This is a genomic window from Serratia sp. C2(1) (genome assembly GCF_036352655.1).
In the GTDB taxonomy this organism is placed as follows: domain Bacteria; phylum Pseudomonadota; class Gammaproteobacteria; order Enterobacterales; family Enterobacteriaceae; genus Serratia; species Serratia inhibens.
In genome coordinates this window covers 1,560,604-1,579,723 of sequence record NZ_JAZFBA010000001.1, presented here as the reverse complement: position 1 = coordinate 1,579,723, position 19,120 = coordinate 1,560,604, and the positions used below count along the sequence as shown (strand labels likewise).

Genomic DNA, 19,120 nt, shown 5'->3' with positions numbered 1-19,120 from the left:
AAAACCAAAACAGGATGGCTGTTATCTAAATGCAAACCAGCCCACAGGATGTTATTAAAGCCACCTTCGCGTGGCTGATAATATCACCTGTGTACAATTGAGATAACCATGAAAATATATAATAAATTGCCAATGGCGTTGGCGGTAATGGCCGCGCTTTGCTCTGGATCCGTACTCGCTCAAGAATTTACCCAAGAACAAATCGACGCCATAGTGGCAAAAGCGGTCGATAAAGCCCTGGCGGAACGGCAGGCGAAAATAGATACCGCCATGAATAAGAAAGCCGATGTGATTACCGAGCCGCAAAGCGCCGCGCAGTCGCCGGATATGGCGATCCCGTTTGGCGTCAAATTTTCTGGTTACGCCCGTTACGGCGCTCAGTTCCAGGGCGGCGATCAGAAATTCGTCGGCGTTGACGGTTCCTACAACGGCGCGTCCGCGCTGGGCCGACTGGGTAACGAAGGCAACGGCGGCGAATTCCAGCTCTCTAAAGCGTTCAAAGGCGATAACGGCGCAATCTGGGATGTCAATGTGATGTTCGACCACTGGGGCGACGAGGTAAACCTCAAGAAAGCCTATGCCGGCGTCACCAATATTCTGGCCTCCAACCCGAATGCCTATCTGTGGGCCGGCCGCGATTTTCATCAGCGTCCGCAACAGGGCATCAACGACTATTTCTGGATGAATCACGATGGCCAGGGGGCGGGGGTGAAGAACTTCGATATCGGCGGCGTACAGTTTGACGTCGCCGCCGTCGCCGCCGTTGAGTCCTGTGACCCGAGAGTGGCGGAAGACGAAGCCAACCCGTCGCGCATCACCTGTACCGGCGGTTCAGGAACCGGCGATAAAGGCAACTACGCGCTGACCTCGAAAATTCACGGCATGAAGGTCGGCCCGCTGGATGTGGAACTCTACGCCAACTATGGCTTCGATTCTAAAGCCGTGGAAAGCGATGAGCGCCTGAAAGCCTGGCAGGGCGGCGTGGTGCTGAGCCATACCGGTGACAAAGGGGTGAATAAAGTCATCGCCCGTTACTCCAACAATGCGGATAACAGCGTCTACAACAAAACGGACGAGTTGACGGCGGTTTACGCCAGCTTCGAGGGGAACTACAAGTTTACCCAGCAGGCGCAGGTGGAATACCTGCTCGCTTTCCATGATTACTCCAACGACGCCGACGGCACGGACGACCGCCGTAACTACGGCGCGATTGTGCGACCGATGTATTGGTGGAACGACGTGCATTCAACCTGGCTGGAGGCGGGCTACCAGCGGGTAGACTACGACCAGGGCGGCGATAACCACGGCTGGAAACTCACGCTGTCGCAGAATATTTCGATCGCGATGGGGCCAGAGTTCCGCCCCATGCTGCGCTTCTACGTCACCGGCGGCGAGGTGGATAACAAACATACCGCCCGCGTGAACGGCACCGACGACGATACTCAACTGGATTCGTTCAACGTCGGCGCAATGTGGGAAGCCTGGTTCTGATGACAGACCGGCGGGGTGGCTGCAGAGGTGGCCACCCCGGCCCCGTCTGGTCGTTATCAATGAGCAGCAAGTTTCGTTGAATGAAGTCATCAATGTCTTCTTCCGCCTGTTTCAATGCTTGCGCAGAAGGCAGGGTAAAAAGATGTTCACCGTAACCAAACAGCATGGCGTCCAGTTGCCGTGCTACGCGGCGAAACGTTTAATAAAGAATTTTAGGCTATCATTCCGGGAGCACCATCTGGATTGCGCGTGTGCCAATCTCGGCCCCGGTGACGGTATCAATCGCTATCGCGTTGATGTCGGTTCCCGCCTCGGCATCCAGCAGACGGAGCAACTTGCCTTCGCCACGGTGCTTTCGCCCCCAGGCACCAATCATGATAAGCACCGGCAGAAAGTCGCGGCCGGCCTCGGTCAAAATATACTCCTCACGTAACGGGCGCTCCGAATACTGCCGTTTCTCAAGCAGATTTTCCTCGGTCAACATTGCCAGCCGTTTGGTCAGCATGGTGGGGGCAATCCCCAGGCTTTTGCGGAACTGGTCAAAGCGCGTCATGCCGGAGTTGGCATCGCGCAGGATCAGCATTGTCCAGGCATCGCCAAGAAAAGTGACGCTGCGGGCGATGGGGCAGATGTTTTCAGAATAGGAATTTGTGTTCATAATTTTCACCTCACTCACTACTGAAACGATACTATCATGCAGGCTCGCCTTCGCCGACTTTTTTGTTAGTATTGTTTTGGTATTGACTAACTACTAAAACGATACTAACTTAGGTCGGGTAATCACTGCGACCTGGCGGTGCCGGTAGGTGCCAGCGGCACATTTATCCATCATTGATATCTCTATGGTATTGCGGAATGTGAAACCACACCGCCTTTTGGAACAGAACACCATGAAAAAGACCGTTTTAATTACAGGTGCATCATCGGGTTTTGGGCTGATGCTTGCCAATAGCCTTCACCAGCAGGGTTTTACCGTTATTAAAACCAACCTGGGCCACAATGCCGTTTCCGCACAAGGCCGTGACATTGCCGACTACAACACCTATCGCAAACAGGCCATGGCCGCGACGCAGAAGGGCATTGATGAAGCCGAAGCGCCTGACGCGGTGATCAAAACCATTTCCGCCCTGATAACGGCGAAGAAACCGAAATTCAGCAATCCTGTGGGGAAAATGAGCAGAATAATCCTGTTCCTTCAGCAGCACATGCCAAAAATCTTTGAAGGTGAAATTCTGAAAAGCGTGAAGTCTGCATAACAGAAATAACGTCTGCGACGTTTAAATGAAATTTAAATGATTTCAATGAGGGACTGACCATGAAATATTACCTGTGCAAATTTATACCGCCGCGAGCTAATTTCCTGACCACGATGTCTGCCGACGAACAAAAATGGATGCAGCAACACGCCGACTTTTTGAACGAGCTGCTTGCCCAAGGCCTGATCGTGGCCCATGGCCCGGTGATTGATGAAAAGGGTGGCTATGGCGTCTCGCTCTACCAAATTGCCGATGAACAGGATATCGCGGCCATTACAGCGGAAGACCCCATTGTGAAGAATGGCGTCGGCCACTACGAACATTACTCCATGCTGCATTTGAAAGCCCGCGGCTAAGCTTCTGCGCCTGAATGTTCTTGCGCCGACCTTGCTTGCCTCCGCCGCCATTGGCGGAATGGTTGCTCGCGGACAGGGTGCCATCATTAACGTCGCCTCCGTTTTGGCTCTGTTACCCGAATATGCACCAGGGATTTATGCCGCCACCAAATCCTATGTGTTGACGTTATCGCAAAGCCTGGCCGCAGAAGTGTCATCAAAAGGCGTCTACGTACAAGCTGTATTGCCGGCCGCCACGCGCACTGAAATTTACGAGCGGGCAGGTGGGGATATCAGCCAGGTGCCGGATGTGATGGAAGTCGAGGATCTGGTGGATGCCGCATTGATCGGCTTCGACCGCAAGGAGCTGGTGACCATCCCGCCGGTGCCGGAGGCCGCAACCTGGGAAGCCTTCGAACAGGCGCGTTGGGCACTGGCCAAAGGCTTCAGCAATTCTCAGCCGGCGAAACGTTATCGCCCGTGAGAGGGCGTTATCCCGTGACCAGACCTCGAAGGGTAAAGATTGCTCTTCGAGATCTGGAACCGACGGCTGAAAATTATCGGCCCCAACCCTATGAGGCAACTGCATCAGGGCTATTGTGCGCCAGTGTCAGTGCCGCCAAATTGTTCTCGATCCAGTCCGCTAAATCCCGAACTTTGGCCGCAGCTTCTTTTCCAAGTGGCGTGAGCGTGTACTCTACGCGTAGCGGGACGATATTGTAGTCATAGCGGTTAATCATGCCGTCTTTCTCTAATAACTGCAGAGTTTGAGCCAGCATTCGCTCGCTGACTCCCCCGATCCTGCGGCGAATTTCACTGAACCTCAGTGTCTCGGGCAGCAACGCGATCAGAATAAGTACCCCCCAGCGGCTGGTAAGATGGCTCAAGATTTCGCGTGAAGGACAGGCCGCGGCCATTACGTCGCCGCGCAACATTTTTTCGGATAAAGGTTCAACTACGGAGTTTGTCATAGAGCCTCTTTGGACAGGTGAAATCATGCCTCACTTACCTTTTTGTACGTACTTACTATAAGTTAGTATCTGGTCTATAGTCGAGTCGTGATTAACCGCACAATCAAATTTCAAGGAGTTATGCCATGACTATTGCCATCACCGGCGCCACAGGCCAGTTAGGCCGTATCGTTATTGAGAAGCTTAAACAGAAAGTGGCGGCCAGCGACATCGTTGCTTTGGTACGCACCCCGGAAAAAGCGCAATCGCTAGGGGTTAGCGTACGTGCTGCCGACTATGTGCAACCTGACACGCTCGATGCTGCACTGGCCGGTATCGACAGCCTTTTGCTGATCTCTTCAAGTGAAGTCGGCCAACGCGTCGCCCAGCACGCCAATGTGATCGCCGCCGCGAAGAAGGCGGGCGTGAAACACATTGTCTACACAAGCCTGCTCCATGCAGACGTCTCACCTTTGAACCTGGCCGGTGAACATCTTGCAACGGAGAGCGCGATTAAGACCTCTGGCCTTTCCTACACGATCATGCGCAACGGTTGGTACACCGAAAACTACACCGGTTCCGTTGGCGCAGCACTAGCCAATGGCGCTTTTATAGGAAGCGCCGGTGAAGGCCGGATTTCATCGGCCAGCCGTGAAGATTTCGCAGAAGCGGCAGTGGCGATGTTGAGCAGCGCCGGCCACGTGAATGTGACCTACGAATTGGCCGGAGACACTGCATGGACACTGAAAGATCTGGCAGACGAGGTATCCCTCCAGACGGGCAAGGACATCGCTTACCATAACCTTCCTGAAGCCGAATATGCGGCGGCACTGCATAGCTTTGGCCTGCCAGCAGGGCTCGCCGATGCGATCGCATCTTGGGATGTGGGCGCTTCTCAGGGAGCGTTATTCGATGCAGGTGGTACATTATCCAGGCTTATCGGCCGCCCGACGACCCCGCTGACAACCAGCGTTGAACAGGCTCTGAAGGCGAGCTGACCGTCTTACGAAAAGGGATCCTGAACAATCTCGCCTTTAATCAGGCAGTCGACAATGTGCAGGATCACCAGGCTGGGTTTTGTTGCATCCCCGTCTAATGATCTGAAATAGCTGTGACCGATAATATATTTTCCCTATTTAGATAGCTTCCGACATAGCATCGACATCCCTGAACATAGTGTTAACGTTTACGACGGCAACATGTACGAATTGGCTTACAGAAAGCAGCGAATCGTTGACTTGATGGGTTTTGACAGTTCAAAAAGTGGTGCTGAATATGATTTTCAGCCAGTGCATTTTGACGCGTTCTGCAAGGCCAAGTATGCCAATCTTTGTCAGATTTCACGTAGCGCGATCAAAAAAGAAGGGCGTTTGGAGCGAGTTCATTGAGGTAATGGCAGTGATGCAGTCACGGCGGTTCAGCTTCACCAGTCAGCGGAATGTAACGGCGCGATTGTCGTGCTGCATGGCAGCGTTGGCTAATTCAGCCAACGGCCAAACAGAAAACTGCGCAGGACTGGGCAGTTAAAATAGTTAGTCGCAGATTTTTGCCGAGGGTTCGCTAGAGACGATTGCCGAGAACAGAGTCGTATTGATGACGAACAGTTTTCCCCGTGATGTTGATGAACGCCGTTGCTCTATGCACAAAACGTTCATCGAGCAGGTCGTTATCATCAACGAGAACGGTGATCGTTAGCGATGCATTTTTATCTGAGCATATCGGCTGACAAGAAAACCGGTAATGCTTAAAAGACTTGGATCGCCAAAGCCAAATTTTGCCATGTACTTGAGAGTAAAACCGGTAAGTATGAAGGTGAGGTGGGAGAACCTGATAGATAGCCAGCCTGGTGCGCAGCCAATAATGCAATTTAACATAATATACATTATGCGCACCTATATAGGGATACGTAGATTCTGAGGTTTTGGCCTTTGTCATGACCTATGACCTTATCCGCATATCGCCTCAGATCGTGCTTTTCGCTAGCCACACTGTTCTTCCTCCGCATTCAGGGTCTTCGAAAACCATCTTCACAACGTGAAAGCCATTTTCATGCAGCAACTGCCGATACTCTGCCGGCGCCAGGCTCGAATGATACAATGGCTCGCCTTCAAATGTGCCAATCGCTTCGCCATCGCTTGTGCCACTGGTAAACATCAATGCTGCTTTGCTGCCAGCATGCTTGCGGAAAACGTTGAACATCTGACGTTGGTCATTACGCGTAAGATGAAAAAAACTGTCCCAGGCAATCAGTCCACCGAAGGTTTCATCCAGCACCAATTCTCGCATATCTGCCACTCGCCACTGCTGATGCGGAAATGTCTTCAAGCATGAGTCGATCATTGATCCTGAGCTATCAATCCCCATTACGGTAAAACCTTGTCGAATGAAATATTCAGCGATCGGTATTCCATTACCACAACCGATATCCAGGAGCCTTGCATTTGTCGGTACCAGATTCAGGAATCTGTCCAGCCAAGGCCGCTCAAACAGATCGGTTGTCCGCAACCTTTTCCAGGCTTCGGCATGCTGTTCGTATAAAGTGATGATCTTCGCGGCCGCAGAATGTGTCATTTACCCTCTTCTTTTTGATCGCGCTACGTGAAATCTGACAAAGATTGGCATACTTGGCCTTACAGAATGCGCCAATACTTGCCGATGAACATCATGCTCAGCACCTGATTAAGGGTACGTCTTTAAGGGGTTGTTGCTTATAAAAAATGTCTCGAGCCTAAGTTTCTGTGCGCCTCTTCAGTGAAATTTTCAGGTACAAAGCCAGCCAACCAGAGACTGCTCAATGACCGGCCATTCAGTATCTATAACAGATAACCAATCGGTAGCCACCTTTTGCTCTTTCAGCCATTTTTGGCCCGGCAGATTTCACCAAAATACGTCGTTTAACTGCCGTAAATTAACAATTCCGGCCTCATTAAGTGACATTGTCACCTATGATCACCTGTGTAAGCAGCGGTTCTGCCAGGAAATGCGCACACAGATTATCAATAACCAACTGGACAGTTGCGGCAATGGCCTCGGGAGACCGCCCGGCGATATGCGGCGTTAAAATAACGTTGGTTAACCGCGCAAGCTCCGGCGGCACGGCAGGTTCGCCCTCTACCACATCCAGAGCCGCGCCGGCGATGCGTTGATGTTGCAGGGCGTTGATAAGCGCCGGGGTATCTACCACGCTACCGCGCGCAATGTTGATCAGAAATCCGTTTGGGCCCAGAGCATCAAGCACCTCCGCGTTAACGATGTGGCGGGTTTGCCCGCCGCCTGGGGTTGCGATCACCATAAAATCAGCCCATTCGGCCAAGTTGACCGGGCTTGAACAATAGCGATAAGAGGTGTCGTTACGCGGCTGGCGGTTGTGGTAAGCCACGGGCATCTCAAACCCCCTGGCCCCGCGCTGGGCAATCTGCATGCCGATGTTGCCGAGGCCGAGGATCCCCAATTTTTTGCCGAAAACCATCGGGCGTGGATGCCGTGCTTGCTTCCATTCGCCCCGGCGAACGGAAGCATCGGCCTGCGGGATCCCGCGGGCAATGGCCATCAGCAATGTTAGCGCATGGTCGGCTACCGAGGCATCGTTGGTACCGGGGCCGTGGGTCACGACAATACCCCGCGCCTGTGCGGCAGTGAGGTCGATATTCTCGTAGCCCGCGCCGAGGGCGCAGATGATTTCAAGCGCCGGCAGCGCGGATATTTCGTCTGCACTGAGTCCAATGGAACCGTTGGTTAGCACTGCCTGTACATCGACCCTTGGTTTTTGCGCCGTCCATGCCGCTACAGAACGGGTGGCATGAACGGTAAAACCCGCCAACTCAAGGCTGGCATGATGTTCGCGCGCAAGTTCAACCAGTATCAGAAGATGACGTTTCATAGAAAAAGTTCCGGCGGCAAGACAGGCGATCGACAGAATACCGCGACCGGTGCCCGGACCTTAAGCCGGAAAGTGCTGATTACGAATCTGCGCCTCAATTCTCTGTGTTGAATGACCGCCCTTAGCTTGGCGTAAGCACTTTTTTCAGGTGTGACTCCCTTATGCGCAACTCTCCCTGACGCCACTCACCTTCTGGCGTGGCGCGTTCATCGATAAGGCGATTCAGCGCTTCCGCGATAAGACGATCAAGCCGCTGGCTGTAGCTGGTCAACGCCCAGCTTGGCGCGCTGGCCTCGTCGATATCGTCAAAACCCACTACGGCGATTGCAGTGAACGGATCTTGCCTTAAGGCTTCGAGTGCGCCCAACGCGAGAACATCGTTTTCGCAAAATAGCGCATCGACCTGCTCGTGAATTGGGGTTGAATGCATGTAATCGATCATCAGCTGAAAGCTGCATTGCCGATCATAATGTCCGGCGGTTAAGACTTGATCCAGGTGCAGACCCGCCGCCACCAGTGTGTCTCGATAGCCTTCCATTCGCAGCAAATGGCTGCTTAGGGTATCAGGTCCTTTCATGTAGCCAAATCGCTGATGTCCTTGAGCGATCAACAGGTTGGCGATCTCTCTACCCGCCTGATAACCGTCAATGTTAACAATATCAATGTGTTTCCCTTCGGTGTTGCGGCACACTTGCACCAGGGGGATCTGATGCAAGTCTTTCGCGATCGCAGACCATTCTTCCGTCAGAGAGGTGCCCAGAAACAAGATGCCATCTACCTGCAACTGGTCGGCCATGGACATGGCCGCCAGGTAGTTCTCTCCGGCGGTAATATTAAGCAAAAGTGCCATATACCCCCGGGCTTGCAGTTGTTTCGTCACCACATCGAGCATCATCATCGAATGCGGGTTTTTCAACTCATCAATTGCCACCCCAATAATGTGGGTCTTTTTTTGAGACAAACTGCGTGCCAGAAGATTGGGCCGATAGCCCAGTTCTGTGGCCGCGGCCAATACGCTTTCACGTGCCTGCTCCGAAATGGAAGCGCCGGGGGTGAAAGCGCGCGATACCGTCCATTTCGACACCCCTGCCTTTTGGGCAACGTCGCTGGCGGTGGCTTTATGGCGTTTTATCATGGTTTTTGTCATATCCCTGTGTCCGAAGGTTGAAAGGTGCATCCTGCATTTGAACATGGCTTTCTCGATTATTTTTATTTTTGCACCCGATTGCAATTGCTATTTGCAATCGGGTGCAAAAAGTAACGGTTTTGTGACAAACCGCGCCCTTTCCGCTTTTGCTCTATTGACCAAATTTTGACTCTGTATGAAATTTAACTCGTCGTTCAGGATGGCTCTAAGATATTCGCAGCTTTTTTTTACCCCTGATTGCACCCGGGTGCAGAGGTGATAAAAAACAGAACGCGACAGCGCCATTCACTGTGCTTTGCCACAACAACCTTCCCTTACAGGATACAACGATGAAAAAAACAAGACTGCTGTTGATGTTATTGAGCTCGATGTTGGTGTGTACCGCTCAAGCAAAAACCAACCAGGTCGGCGTAGCTCTGGCTAATTTCGATTTAAATTTTATTTCGATATTACGGACTCAAATGGTACAGGAGCTGGAAGCGCAGCAACTGAAAGGACAATTTTCTGATGCCAAAGGCGATGTGGCTTTACAGGTACAGCAAGTCGACGACCTAATCAATCAAGGCGTTGACGCCATCATTCTCAACCCTGTAGATACGCAAGGCGTTAAGTCGATGATCGTCGCCGCCAGACGCGCCAATATTCCCTTGATATTTGTAAACCGTAAACCGGAAGTGAAGCTGGAAGGTGCAACGGCTTACGTGGGTTCGGATGCGGCATTAAGCGGCACCCTCCAGATGGAAACGCTGGCGAAAAAAATGAACTACCGAGGCAATGTGGCAATACTCATGGGTGCCCTATCCAACGAAGAAACACGCGAGAGAACCCGTGCTGCGGAAGCTGTTATTGCCAAATACAAGGAAATGAAAGTGGTGGAAAAGCAAACGGCAAAATGGCAGCGCAATGAGGCTGTTGATGTGATGTCGGGTTGGTTGTTAAACGGCCTGCCTATTGACGCTATTGCCGCCAATAACGATGAAATGGCCATTGGCGCAATCATGGCGCTAAAGCAGGCCAAAAAGACCGGTGTTCTGGTTGCCGGTATTGATGGTACGCCCGACGGCCTGCAATTTATCAAGAATGGTGAAATGGCCGTCACCATTTTCCAGGATGCCAAAGCCCAGGCGACAGGTGCGGTCAAAGTGACAAAGGCTATGTTGGATCACGAAAAAACAGAGGCGTATAACTGGGTGCCTTACGAGATCGTCACCAAAGAAAATTTCCAACAATTCGCACAGATTAGTCAGAAATAACGCCCGCACCACAAAGCATCAAACGTCCGTTTTTTTAACCTGCACTGCACCCGGGTGCAATAATGATAACTCAAGGAATCAATATGTTAAATGGTGAAAAAAGTATTACCCGCCCCCTGCGTTGGGCCATGATCGGCGGTGGCCGCCTCAGCCAGGTCGGTTACAAGCATCGTTCGGGTGCTCTACGCGATAACACCGCCTATCAACTTGTTGCCTGCGCCTTTGACATTGACGCGGCACGCGGGCGTGATTTTGGCGTCAATCTGGGTGTGCCTTCCGAACGTTGTTATGACAACTACCAGCAACTGCTGACAGAAGAAGCCAAAAGAACCGATGGTATTGAGGTAGTGACCATCGCAACGCCCAATGGAACCCATTATGAAATTACCCGGGCGGCACTGAATGCCGGCATCCACGTTATCTGTGAAAAACCATTGTTCTTCACCACGGCGGAGGCGAAAGAAATCAAAGCGTTGGCGGAAGAAAAAGGACTCATCGTCGGGGTTACCTACGGGTTTTCGGGCCACCCTTTGCTGATGCAGATGCGGGCAATGATCGCCAAAGGCGACATTGGCGACGTGCGCATGGTTGAGCTGCAGTACACCCATGGTTTCAGCTCGAACGAAAGTGCGGACAAATTCAGCGACGCGCAGAAATGGCGTATTGACCCCAAAATTGCCGGCCCATCCTTTGTACTGGGCGATATTTCCACCCACACCTTTTACATTTCGCAGCTGGTTTTGCCCGAGATGAAAATCAAGTCCCTGTTATGTGATCGGCAGAGTTTCATCCCTTCCCGTGCCCCTCTTGAAGATAATGCCATGGTGCTTATGCATTACGAAAACGGAGCCGTCGGCCGCATGTGGGCATCGTCTATCAATGCGGGCTCAATGGATAGCCAAAGCATTCGCATCGTGGGGTCGCTGGCCAGCCTGGAATGGAGCGATTACAACCCCGGTGAGTTGAAATACGAAGTCCAGGGGCAACCGAACCAAACGCTGCATCATGGCATGCCGTATCTGGATGAAAGCGCGCTGGCGGATGAAAGACTCGGCGCTCTTCATACCGAGGGCCTGGCCGAATCCTGGGCCAACATCTACCTCAAATTCGCTATCGCCATCAGCGCCAGCCAGCGTGGCGACCGGCAAACGCTGGATTCGCTGATTTATCCGGATATCAACGCGGGGCTGGAAGGCGTGCGTTGGATTGAAAACTGTGTTCGTTCCGCCGATAACGGCGCCACCTGGGTTAACTACGAATAAGGAAATAACCATGAGACTTTCATTTTGTACCGACAGCCTTGGCCATCTGCCCTTTGAGCAAATGCTGGACAGGTTGCTGGAGTTGGGTGTGCACGGTGTGGAGATGACCACCGGGGGGTGGTCTTCAGCCCCGCATATGCAGACGGATGAACTGTTGAGCAGTCCCGCCAAACGCCGGCACCTGCTCCAGGCGTTGGCAAGCCGCGGTATGGAGATTGCTGCGCTTAATGTTTCCGGCAATCCCCTCGACCCAGGCGAACTGGGACAGCGTCATAAAAGCGACACCGATAAAGCGCTGGAACTTGCCGGCCTGCTGGGCGTAAAAAAGATCGTTATGATGAGTGGCCTGCCGCCGGCGAGCCCTCATGATACGATACCGAATTGGATCACCTATACCGTCAGTTGGCCACCTACGCTGAAAAACTGCCTGGATTACCAATGGAATGAGGTCGCTATCCCCTATTGGGAAGAACTGGTACGCCGGGCCAAGGAATGTGGTGTCGAACGATTTGCGTTGGAGAACTTCAGCTCAATGTTGGTCTGGAACCCCGAGACGCTGTTCCGGTTGCGTGATGCCGTCGGCCCGATGGTGGGTCTGAACCTCGACCCCAGCCACCTGATTTGGATGGGGGCGGATCCCATCGCGGCGGCGCGTGCCCTCGGCCCTGCCATCCATCACGTACATGGTAAGGATGTCAGGCTGGAACGTGGATTGGTTGATGTAAACGGGCTACTGGAAACCAAGCCGGTGGAAGATGTCGCCAACCGTGCCTGGAACTACGTAGCCGTCGGTTGTGGGCAGGAGCTGCAATGGTGGAAAGAGTTCTTCTCCGTCGTGCGCATGATGGGTTACAACGACTGGGTATCCCTTGAAATGGAAGATTTAACCATGTCGGTGGATGCGGGGATAACCTCGTCCATTCTTGCCCTGCAACAAACCATCAGCAAATAAACATCATGCTTGATTAAAGCAGTGGCGCCATACCCGTTTGCTTTACATAGCCACTGCTCTTTTTGATATCAACGTGCCATTGATATTCAAGTGAATTTTCTCAGAAGTGCGCTGGCACCCGTTAGCTTACTGCCGCGACGATATGCTCACGCAGCCATCGATGTGCCGGATCGCGGTGGGAACGTTCATGCCACAGCATGGCCATTTCGAATCCGGGCACCTCGATAGGTGCTTCAACCACCTGCAGCGCCCGGTTATTGCGCACCAGCCGCCAAGGCAGCATGGCCACCAGATCGGAACTGGCCAGAACAGACATGATGAACAGAAAATGAGGAACCGAGAGCACCACCCGGCGCTGCAGGCCCGCTTCCGACAATACGCTGTCCGTATTGCCGAAAAATCCCCCGCCGTCCGGCGATACCACCACGTGCTCCAGCCGGCAGAACTGTTCCAGCGTAGGAGTTACCGCCAGTTGAGGATGACCGGCACGGCCTGCCAGGACGTAACGTTCGCTAAACAAAGTACGCCGACGCAAATTCTCTGGCGCCCCTTCATGAGTATGAAAAGCAAGATCTATCTCCCCTTGCTCCGCCTGCCGGGCGAGGCGAGCGGGCACGGCTTCCAATACTGCCAACCGGGTGCCCGGAGCCACAGAACGCAGGCCAATCAAGGCGGGCAAGACGATGGTCGATTCACCATAGTCTGAGGCAGCCACCCGCCAGGTATTGCCGGCGCTGGCAGGATCAAAAGGGCTGGCTGGCGCCACTGCTTGCTCCAGCGCCTCAAGCGCCTGCCGCAAAGGCTCGCGTAGCGCCTCGGCACGTGCGGTAGGCCGCATGCCTCGCGGCCCCGGCAGCAACAGCGGATCGCCAAAAATCTCCCTCAACTTGGCGAGATGCACGCTAACCGAGGGCTGCGAGAAGTTAAGGCGTTGCGCCGCTCGCGTTACATTATGTTCGGCGAGCAAGGCATCCAGCGTGACCAGCAAATTGAGATCCAGTCGTCTGAGATTATTCATGGTAATACCTGGAATATTAGAAATTCATTTCTACTATACCTGACAAAAACCTACCCTGCTTTTATCTTGCAACGGAGGTCTACCATGAATGTTCTTCTCGTTTACGCACACCCGGAACCGCAGTCGCTGAACGGTTCGCTGAGGGATTTTTCAATCAAGCGGTTGGAGGATGCCGGGCATACCGTTCAGCTGTCCGACCTTTACGCCATGCAGTGGAAAGCCGTACTCGACGCGGATGACAGCACGGCAACACAAACGGGCGAACGGTTCGATCCTGTACAGGATTCCCAACGTGCATTTGCCGATGGGCTGCAAAGCAAAGACATTGAATGCGAACAGCAAAAACTGCTGTGGGCCGATACGGTGATCCTGCAATTCCCGCTGTGGTGGTTCTCGATGCCGGCAATCCTCAAAGGCTGGGTGGAACGGGTTTACGCCTACGGTTTTGCCTATGGCGTGGGGGAACACTCCGATACCCACTGGGGCGATCGTTATGGCGAAGGTACGCTGGCCGGCAAGCGCGCCATGCTGATGGTCACCGCCGGCGGTTGGGAAACGCATTACGGCCCGCGCGGCATCAACGGACCTATCGATGACATTTTATTCCCGATCCAGCATGGGATTTTGCATTATCCCGGTTTTGACGTACTGCCGCCGTTCGTGATCTACCGCACCGACAAGATAGACCCGGCGCGATTTGCCGTGGCCTGCGAGGTACTCGGCCAACGTTTGGACAGCCTGTGGGATACCCCGCCTATTCCGTTCCGGCGGCAAAATGCCGGGGAATACCATATTCCCGAGTTGTCCCTGAAAGAGCATATCGCGCCAGGTCGTTCGGGGTTCACTGTGCATCGCAGCGAGAATCAATAACTGTACCGCGCGCGCCATTTAATACGGCGCGCGCGGTACAGGGCTAGCTCAGATTGGCGATAAAGGCGCGATACTCTGACGCGCTGCGTTCAATATCATGATGATTTAAGGGTTCAACGTCGGCGTCCGGGGTATTTTCCTTGCCGTAGAATGCATGGAATGAGCCGTATTTTGCCCGCACATAGTTAACCGTGATTTCAAAAGGCCGCAAAATTTCATCCAGTGAGTACTTATATTTGCCCTCCTGCGAGTACCCCTTCGCGCTGATCCCCGCCGTGACGGCCAGTGCAATCTTGCGATCTTTCATCTTATAACCACTGCTCGAACCATAGGCCCAGCCGTAGGTAAATACATCATCCAGCCACTTCTTCAGGAGCGGCGGCGAACTGAACCAGAACACCGGAAACTGCAGAACGATTTTTTCATGTTGTTCAATCAGTTGTTGCTCTTTTTCGACATCAATCCGCCAGTCTGGATAGGCTTTATATAATTCATGAATGGTATAAAGATCGGGATATTTCCTCAGTTCGTTCAGCCAGGCTTTATTTATCATCGAGTTTTCGATATCAGGATGAGCGACCACCACTAACGTTTTCATTCAGACTGCCCCTTTCAATGAGTTCACCGGGGCATCATATGCTATGCTTTCCTAATGTAAAATACGCACACTGACTACATATACTAACCTTCAGGAAAGTATCAAATGAACGTTGAAGATATCTGTAGCCCAACGGGCATCGACCTCGAACAGACCGGATACGGCTATACGCTGTCGGTGATCAGCGGGAAATACAAAATGATTATTATGTACTGGCTGGCACAATATAAGCCGGTATTACGCTTCAACGAATTACAGCGCTGCATCGGCACCATTTCTTATAAAACGCTAAGTTCGACGTTGAAAGAGCTGGAAAGAGACGGCATCGTCATCAGAAAGGAATACCCGCAGATCCCGCCCAAGGTCGAATACAGCCTCTCGGAACGTGGCCGCACGCTGATCCCTGTCATCGATATGATGTGTACCTGGGGGGAAACTCATCGCGCTGTAGCGCTCAGCCCTGCGGACGAATAAATAATTGTTCGGCCCCCTACTTTCCAGAGCCGCCTGCGAGGATCAGATCCCGCAGGCGATTCTTCTACATAATCGGTGGCAGTATGCACACCAATGTAGCTAAGAGCGAAAGTTAGTCAGTTCTGCCAGTTAATCATCTCGTCAAGGCCGGACAACAATGCAGGAAAGTAGCTCTGGTCAAGGTAGAAGGTATCAGTGACTTTGACGCTGTCTGCATTATCTTCAGGCTTCATCATGATATTTACTTCCGCAGCATCATGATGGCCAACCTGCCTGATCTGTAAACTAAAATGACGTTCTAAACTGTCAAAGAAAATATCAGAATGCGGCTTTTGTTCAATTAGACTCTCATAGAGAGATTGAAGCTCGTCTTTTAAATTAATGAGTTCAGACACTGTAAATGCAGTGCTGTACTGTATCGTTAATACAGGCAGTTTGTATTCCACAAACGTTTTTATCCAGTCATCTGATAGATCTTCTTCTGTATATTCTCTTTCATAAGACGACAACCGAAACTCCAATGTTCCAACGTTTATATCAATCATAATCACCTCTAAAAATACTGAAAATGACTGATTGTCCAGTCTTTTTCACGGACAAGGACTTCAAGAGTATATTTTTTATAATAATATGTTCCTTTTGCCTGCTTGTTTTCAACAAGCTTATACATTTCAGTTTCATAGCGAAAAAGCCCTACTTTTTTCTGCGGGTCTGGCATTCTGCGCCCATAACGAATCGCTTTTTCCTGAAGCTGCAAAGGCACATAGCGCCCGGGGTTATACATATGCTTCGCAGAGGTTTCTGTCATTTTAAGATTACGGGCTGACAGACCCATTTTTAACCGACCACGTAAGAAACTGACTGTACTCTGACTGAGTTTTACGGTGACAGTTGTTCTGGCCCCGCTTTGTAACAATGCCCTGCCGGCAAAGAAGATACGAAAAACACCGGCTGCCAGTAATACAATATCGGTTGGGTCAATCAGCGGTGATTCTAGCGGAGCTTCTTCCAGGCGGACAAAAGTGCCATCAGTATCATAAATTCGCCACAGACCGGGAGCCTGTGAAACGGAATAACCAATGCACATCCCGCTTTCGTCATCAGTTATTGGTTTGGCATTATGGGGTAAAAGTCGGGGACGGATTTCAAAAAATTCACCCGGTGGCAACCAGGACTGAAAGGTATAATAACGACCGAGTTCTTCTCTGACTGCAAATCCTGTTGCCATAATATGATCCCTTTTGATCTATCAGAAGGGATCATATAACACTTTTTTCAGTACTACTCCATCTTGACGGGTGGGTGGGAACGGGCGACTGGGAACCAAACCCAAACCGGTGGAATATGTTGCTGACCTGTCATGGGACTCATCGCGCTGTAGCGCTCAGCCCTGCGGACGAATAAATAATTGTTCGGTCATCGGTTGGCCCCACTGCTCGCCCTGCTGCTCTTCTGCCAGGACAAAACCGACGCTTTCATACAGATGTCGGGCCGCATCCAACCCTTTGAACGTCCAAAGGTGTGTTTCACGGAACCCGCGTTCATCGCAAAAAACCACCGCCCGGTTCAGCAATTTCCGGCCCACACCACTGCCGCGCAGGCTGTCATCGATGATAAAGGCACGCAGATGGGCGCGATTATCGCCCAGTGACTCGCCGTCGATGGAAACCGAACCGACAATTCGGCCGCCGCTGAGCGCAGACCAGGTCTCGTTCAGCGGGTGAGACAGGCGCCCGGCGAGATCGGCCAGCGCCGTGCCCACCGTAGATTCAAAAAATGCGCCGAACCCAACCGTCCGCGAATAATACTGCATATGCATTTCCAGCGTTCTGGCGACAAAACCGGGGCGGTAACCACTGACAATCTCTGTCTCCGGTACCGGTGCTGCCTCTCCGGACCGGTGAGCGCGCAATGCGGCAGCATAGGTTTGCAAACCGGTGGCAATGTCGGCGCAGGCGCTCGCAGGCAGAATGTCCAATGCATTCAGCACCTGCCGTTCGGCAAAACGATTAATCCCCGCCAAGGTTTGCCGCCCTTGTTCCGTCAGCCGCAGAATTTTCTCCCGCGCGTCGCGCTCGCCGGGTTGCGTAGCCAGTTCTCCCGCCTTGATTAACTTGTTGAGCATGCGGCTGACGCTGGATTTTTCCAGGTTGAGCACCGTACACAGCTGCGCGGCGGTATCAACCTGCCGATCGCCTATTTCGATCAACGCATGCACGGCGGACGGCGGCAAATCTGTCCCCGCCAGAGTGCTGCCCATAAAACCCAGCTCGCGCACCAGATGGCGCGAGGCATCCCTGATAGGGTGTAAATACAGACGACTTTCGAGGGTTGGCATAATGGCCTCTCCAATATAGTTGCACTATACAACCATATCAGAGAGAGCCACAAATTCAAGAGTACCCATCAAGCCCCCTGCTCTGGCCGTCGCAGACGGCGTCCGTTTCCTATCAGCCACGCCGCCAGTATCAGCAAAACCGAACCGCCGATCAACGGCGCGGCCACGCCGATGGAATCCAACAAGTGCCCGCCGAAAGCCCCGCCCAGCATGATGGCTAACTGGATGGACGCCACCATCAGGCCGCCGCCGCTTTCCGGTTCGTCATTAATCTCTCTGGCAAGCCAGGTAGACCAGCACACCGGAATAGCCGAGTTCAACATGCCCCATCCGACCATCATCAGCGAGACGCCTGCAAATACCTGGCCCGCACCGACCATGCCGAGGGTCACCACCGCCAGGCCGACCGGCAACCAAACCAGCAGCCGATACAGGTGGTTGCGCTGCAGCATGGCGCTGGCGAAATGCGTGCCGGCGAAACCTGCTGCCCCCAGGCCCAATAACAGCAAGGAGAGTTTGTCTGAGTCAACTCCGGTCACGCCTTCCAGAAAGGGACGGAAATAGGTGAAGGCGGCAAAGGCTCCGGCAAAGGTCAGCATGACCGCAAGCATACCTATGGCGACATAGCGGCGTTTGAGCAAACCGAACAGGCGTGTGACCGGAATGGTGGCCTGTGGCGGCATAGACGGCAGGCTTTTCGCCTGCCAGACGAGGTTGAGCAAGACCAGGGGAACCAGGCCCGCAAACACCCAGCGCCATCCGAAATGCCCACCCAAATAGGCGCCAATCGGTGCCGCGAATGCGGTGGCGACCGCGTTACCCATGTAAATGGTGCCGAGCGCTTTGGGCACCCGGTGCGCAGGAACCAGGCGGATCACCGTGGCGGTAGCCAACGACCAGAAACCGCCCACGGCCAAACCCAGCAGTGCGCGGGCGACCATTAACAAGGAAAAGCTGGGTGCCAGAGCGATCAGAATTAGCGACAGCAGCATAAGCGCCGTCATGCTCATCAATACATAGCGGCGATCAAAGCGGCCTGCTATCGGGCCGATAAACAAGCTGGCTAATACGGCAAACAGACCTGAGATGGAAATTGCCTGTCCCGCCATGCCCTGCGTAGCATGCAGATCGCCGGCGATAGGCGTCAGCAGGCTGACAGGCATAAACTCTGAGGCGATCAGCAGTGCCACGCACAGCGCCATTGAACCGACGGCACTCGCCAGAGAGCTTCTTGACGAGGCTCGGGTTGAGGTGGTCATGGGTTACTCCGAAATGAAAATGTCCCGTAAAACAACA

At 52.9% G+C, this 19,120-nt stretch carries 21 protein-coding genes and 1 pseudogene; 10 read left to right on the top strand and 12 right to left on the bottom strand.

Annotation, left to right across the window (positions count from 1 at the left end; translation table 11 throughout):
* The first annotated feature begins 108 nt into the window (after positions 1-108).
* Positions 109-1,491, top strand: coding sequence for a carbohydrate porin (locus V2S86_RS07330; protein ID WP_330761858.1), 1,383 nt, complete (start codon positions 109-111; stop codon positions 1,489-1,491).
* A gap of 61 nt (positions 1,492-1,552) precedes the next feature.
* Here V2S86_RS07330 and V2S86_RS07325 read toward each other — a convergent pair.
* Positions 1,553-1,684 (bottom strand): annotated as a pseudogene (locus V2S86_RS07325) (TetR/AcrR family transcriptional regulator); the annotation flags it as partial.
* A gap of 27 nt (positions 1,685-1,711) precedes the next feature.
* Complete coding sequence (locus V2S86_RS07320; protein WP_330761857.1) at positions 1,712-2,149, bottom strand: winged helix-turn-helix transcriptional regulator; 438 nt, start codon at positions 2,147-2,149, stop codon at positions 1,712-1,714.
* 232 nt (positions 2,150-2,381) lie between these two features.
* Here V2S86_RS07320 and V2S86_RS07315 point away from each other — a divergent pair, with 232 nt between their 5' ends.
* The 3 genes from V2S86_RS07315 to V2S86_RS07305 are packed head-to-tail and all read left to right on the top strand — an operon-like array spanning position 2,382 to position 3,566.
* Entirely contained in the window at positions 2,382-2,747 is a 366-nt protein-coding gene (locus V2S86_RS07315; RefSeq protein ID WP_330761856.1) for a hypothetical protein, read from the top strand.
* Between the two features lie 59 nt (positions 2,748-2,806).
* Positions 2,807-3,103, top strand: coding sequence for a YciI family protein (locus V2S86_RS07310; RefSeq protein WP_062790763.1), 297 nt, complete (start codon positions 2,807-2,809; stop codon positions 3,101-3,103).
* A gap of 4 nt (positions 3,104-3,107) precedes the next feature.
* Entirely contained in the window at positions 3,108-3,566 is a 459-nt protein-coding gene (locus tag V2S86_RS07305) for an SDR family NAD(P)-dependent oxidoreductase (RefSeq protein ID WP_330763164.1), read from the top strand.
* Between the two features lie 88 nt (positions 3,567-3,654).
* Here V2S86_RS07305 and V2S86_RS07300 read toward each other — a convergent pair whose 3' ends face one another.
* A complete protein-coding gene (locus V2S86_RS07300; protein ID WP_330761855.1) occupies positions 3,655-4,080 on the bottom strand; it encodes a winged helix-turn-helix transcriptional regulator in 426 nt (141 codons plus the stop codon).
* A 98-nt stretch (positions 4,081-4,178) separates the two neighbouring features.
* On the opposite strand from V2S86_RS07300, the gene V2S86_RS07295 reads away from it, so the two are divergent.
* Complete coding sequence (locus tag V2S86_RS07295; RefSeq protein WP_330761854.1) at positions 4,179-5,030, top strand: SDR family oxidoreductase; 852 nt, start codon at positions 4,179-4,181, stop codon at positions 5,028-5,030.
* A gap of 964 nt (positions 5,031-5,994) precedes the next feature.
* On the opposite strand, the gene V2S86_RS07290 is transcribed toward V2S86_RS07295, so the two are convergent.
* The 3 genes from V2S86_RS07290 to V2S86_RS07280 all read right to left on the bottom strand — a co-directional run bounded on the left by V2S86_RS07290 (position 5,995) and on the right by V2S86_RS07280 (position 9,047).
* Complete coding sequence (locus tag V2S86_RS07290; protein ID WP_330761853.1) at positions 5,995-6,603, bottom strand: class I SAM-dependent DNA methyltransferase; 609 nt, start codon at positions 6,601-6,603, stop codon at positions 5,995-5,997.
* A gap of 355 nt (positions 6,604-6,958) precedes the next feature.
* Positions 6,959-7,912 carry a 2-hydroxyacid dehydrogenase gene (locus V2S86_RS07285; RefSeq protein WP_330761852.1) on the bottom strand — a complete coding sequence of 318 codons (954 nt, stop codon included), beginning with the start codon at positions 7,910-7,912 and terminating at the stop codon, positions 6,959-6,961.
* 121 nt (positions 7,913-8,033) lie between these two features.
* Complete coding sequence (locus tag V2S86_RS07280) at positions 8,034-9,047, bottom strand: LacI family DNA-binding transcriptional regulator (protein WP_330763163.1); 1,014 nt, start codon at positions 9,045-9,047, stop codon at positions 8,034-8,036.
* A 341-nt stretch (positions 9,048-9,388) separates the two neighbouring features.
* On the opposite strand from V2S86_RS07280, the gene V2S86_RS07275 reads away from it, so the two are divergent.
* The 3 genes from V2S86_RS07275 to V2S86_RS07265 all read left to right on the top strand — a co-directional run bounded on the left by V2S86_RS07275 (position 9,389) and on the right by V2S86_RS07265 (position 12,526).
* Positions 9,389-10,312 carry a substrate-binding domain-containing protein gene (locus V2S86_RS07275; RefSeq protein ID WP_330761851.1) on the top strand — a complete coding sequence of 308 codons (924 nt, stop codon included), beginning with the start codon at positions 9,389-9,391 and terminating at the stop codon, positions 10,310-10,312.
* 83 nt (positions 10,313-10,395) lie between these two features.
* Positions 10,396-11,574, top strand: a complete 1,179-nt coding sequence (locus V2S86_RS07270) for a Gfo/Idh/MocA family protein (protein WP_330761850.1) — start codon at positions 10,396-10,398, stop codon at positions 11,572-11,574.
* 10 nt (positions 11,575-11,584) lie between these two features.
* Positions 11,585-12,526, top strand: coding sequence for a sugar phosphate isomerase/epimerase family protein (locus V2S86_RS07265; RefSeq protein ID WP_330761849.1), 942 nt, complete (start codon positions 11,585-11,587; stop codon positions 12,524-12,526).
* Positions 12,527-12,647: 121 nt separating this feature from the next.
* Here the strand turns inward: V2S86_RS07265 and V2S86_RS07260 are convergent, their stop codons facing one another.
* Positions 12,648-13,544 carry a LysR family transcriptional regulator gene (locus V2S86_RS07260; protein ID WP_330761848.1) on the bottom strand — a complete coding sequence of 299 codons (897 nt, stop codon included), beginning with the start codon at positions 13,542-13,544 and terminating at the stop codon, positions 12,648-12,650.
* Between the two features lie 84 nt (positions 13,545-13,628).
* Between V2S86_RS07260 and V2S86_RS07255 the strand changes: the two genes are divergently transcribed.
* Positions 13,629-14,414: an NAD(P)H-dependent oxidoreductase gene (locus V2S86_RS07255; protein WP_330761847.1), complete on the top strand. Its 786-nt coding sequence runs from the start codon at positions 13,629-13,631 to the stop codon at positions 14,412-14,414.
* A gap of 43 nt (positions 14,415-14,457) precedes the next feature.
* Here the strand turns inward: V2S86_RS07255 and V2S86_RS07250 are convergent, their stop codons facing one another.
* Positions 14,458-15,012, bottom strand: coding sequence for an NAD(P)H-dependent oxidoreductase (locus V2S86_RS07250; protein WP_330761846.1), 555 nt, complete (start codon positions 15,010-15,012; stop codon positions 14,458-14,460).
* A 105-nt stretch (positions 15,013-15,117) separates the two neighbouring features.
* Between V2S86_RS07250 and V2S86_RS07245 the strand changes: the two genes are divergently transcribed.
* Positions 15,118-15,486, top strand: coding sequence for a winged helix-turn-helix transcriptional regulator (locus V2S86_RS07245; protein WP_330761845.1), 369 nt, complete (start codon positions 15,118-15,120; stop codon positions 15,484-15,486).
* Positions 15,487-15,602: 116 nt separating this feature from the next.
* Here V2S86_RS07245 and V2S86_RS07240 read toward each other — a convergent pair whose 3' ends face one another.
* From V2S86_RS07240 to V2S86_RS07225, 4 genes are all read right to left on the bottom strand, one after another.
* On the bottom strand, positions 15,603-16,031 hold the full coding sequence (locus tag V2S86_RS07240; protein WP_197927230.1) for a WapI family immunity protein: 429 nt from the start codon (positions 16,029-16,031) through the stop codon (positions 15,603-15,605).
* A gap of 8 nt (positions 16,032-16,039) precedes the next feature.
* Complete coding sequence (locus tag V2S86_RS07235; protein WP_330761844.1) at positions 16,040-16,714, bottom strand: hypothetical protein; 675 nt, start codon at positions 16,712-16,714, stop codon at positions 16,040-16,042.
* Between the two features lie 156 nt (positions 16,715-16,870).
* Positions 16,871-17,824: a bifunctional helix-turn-helix transcriptional regulator/GNAT family N-acetyltransferase gene (locus V2S86_RS07230; protein WP_330761843.1), complete on the bottom strand. Its 954-nt coding sequence runs from the start codon at positions 17,822-17,824 to the stop codon at positions 16,871-16,873.
* A gap of 68 nt (positions 17,825-17,892) precedes the next feature.
* Complete coding sequence (locus V2S86_RS07225) at positions 17,893-19,083, bottom strand: MFS transporter (protein ID WP_330761842.1); 1,191 nt, start codon at positions 19,081-19,083, stop codon at positions 17,893-17,895.
* Positions 19,084-19,120: the final 37 nt, after the last annotated feature.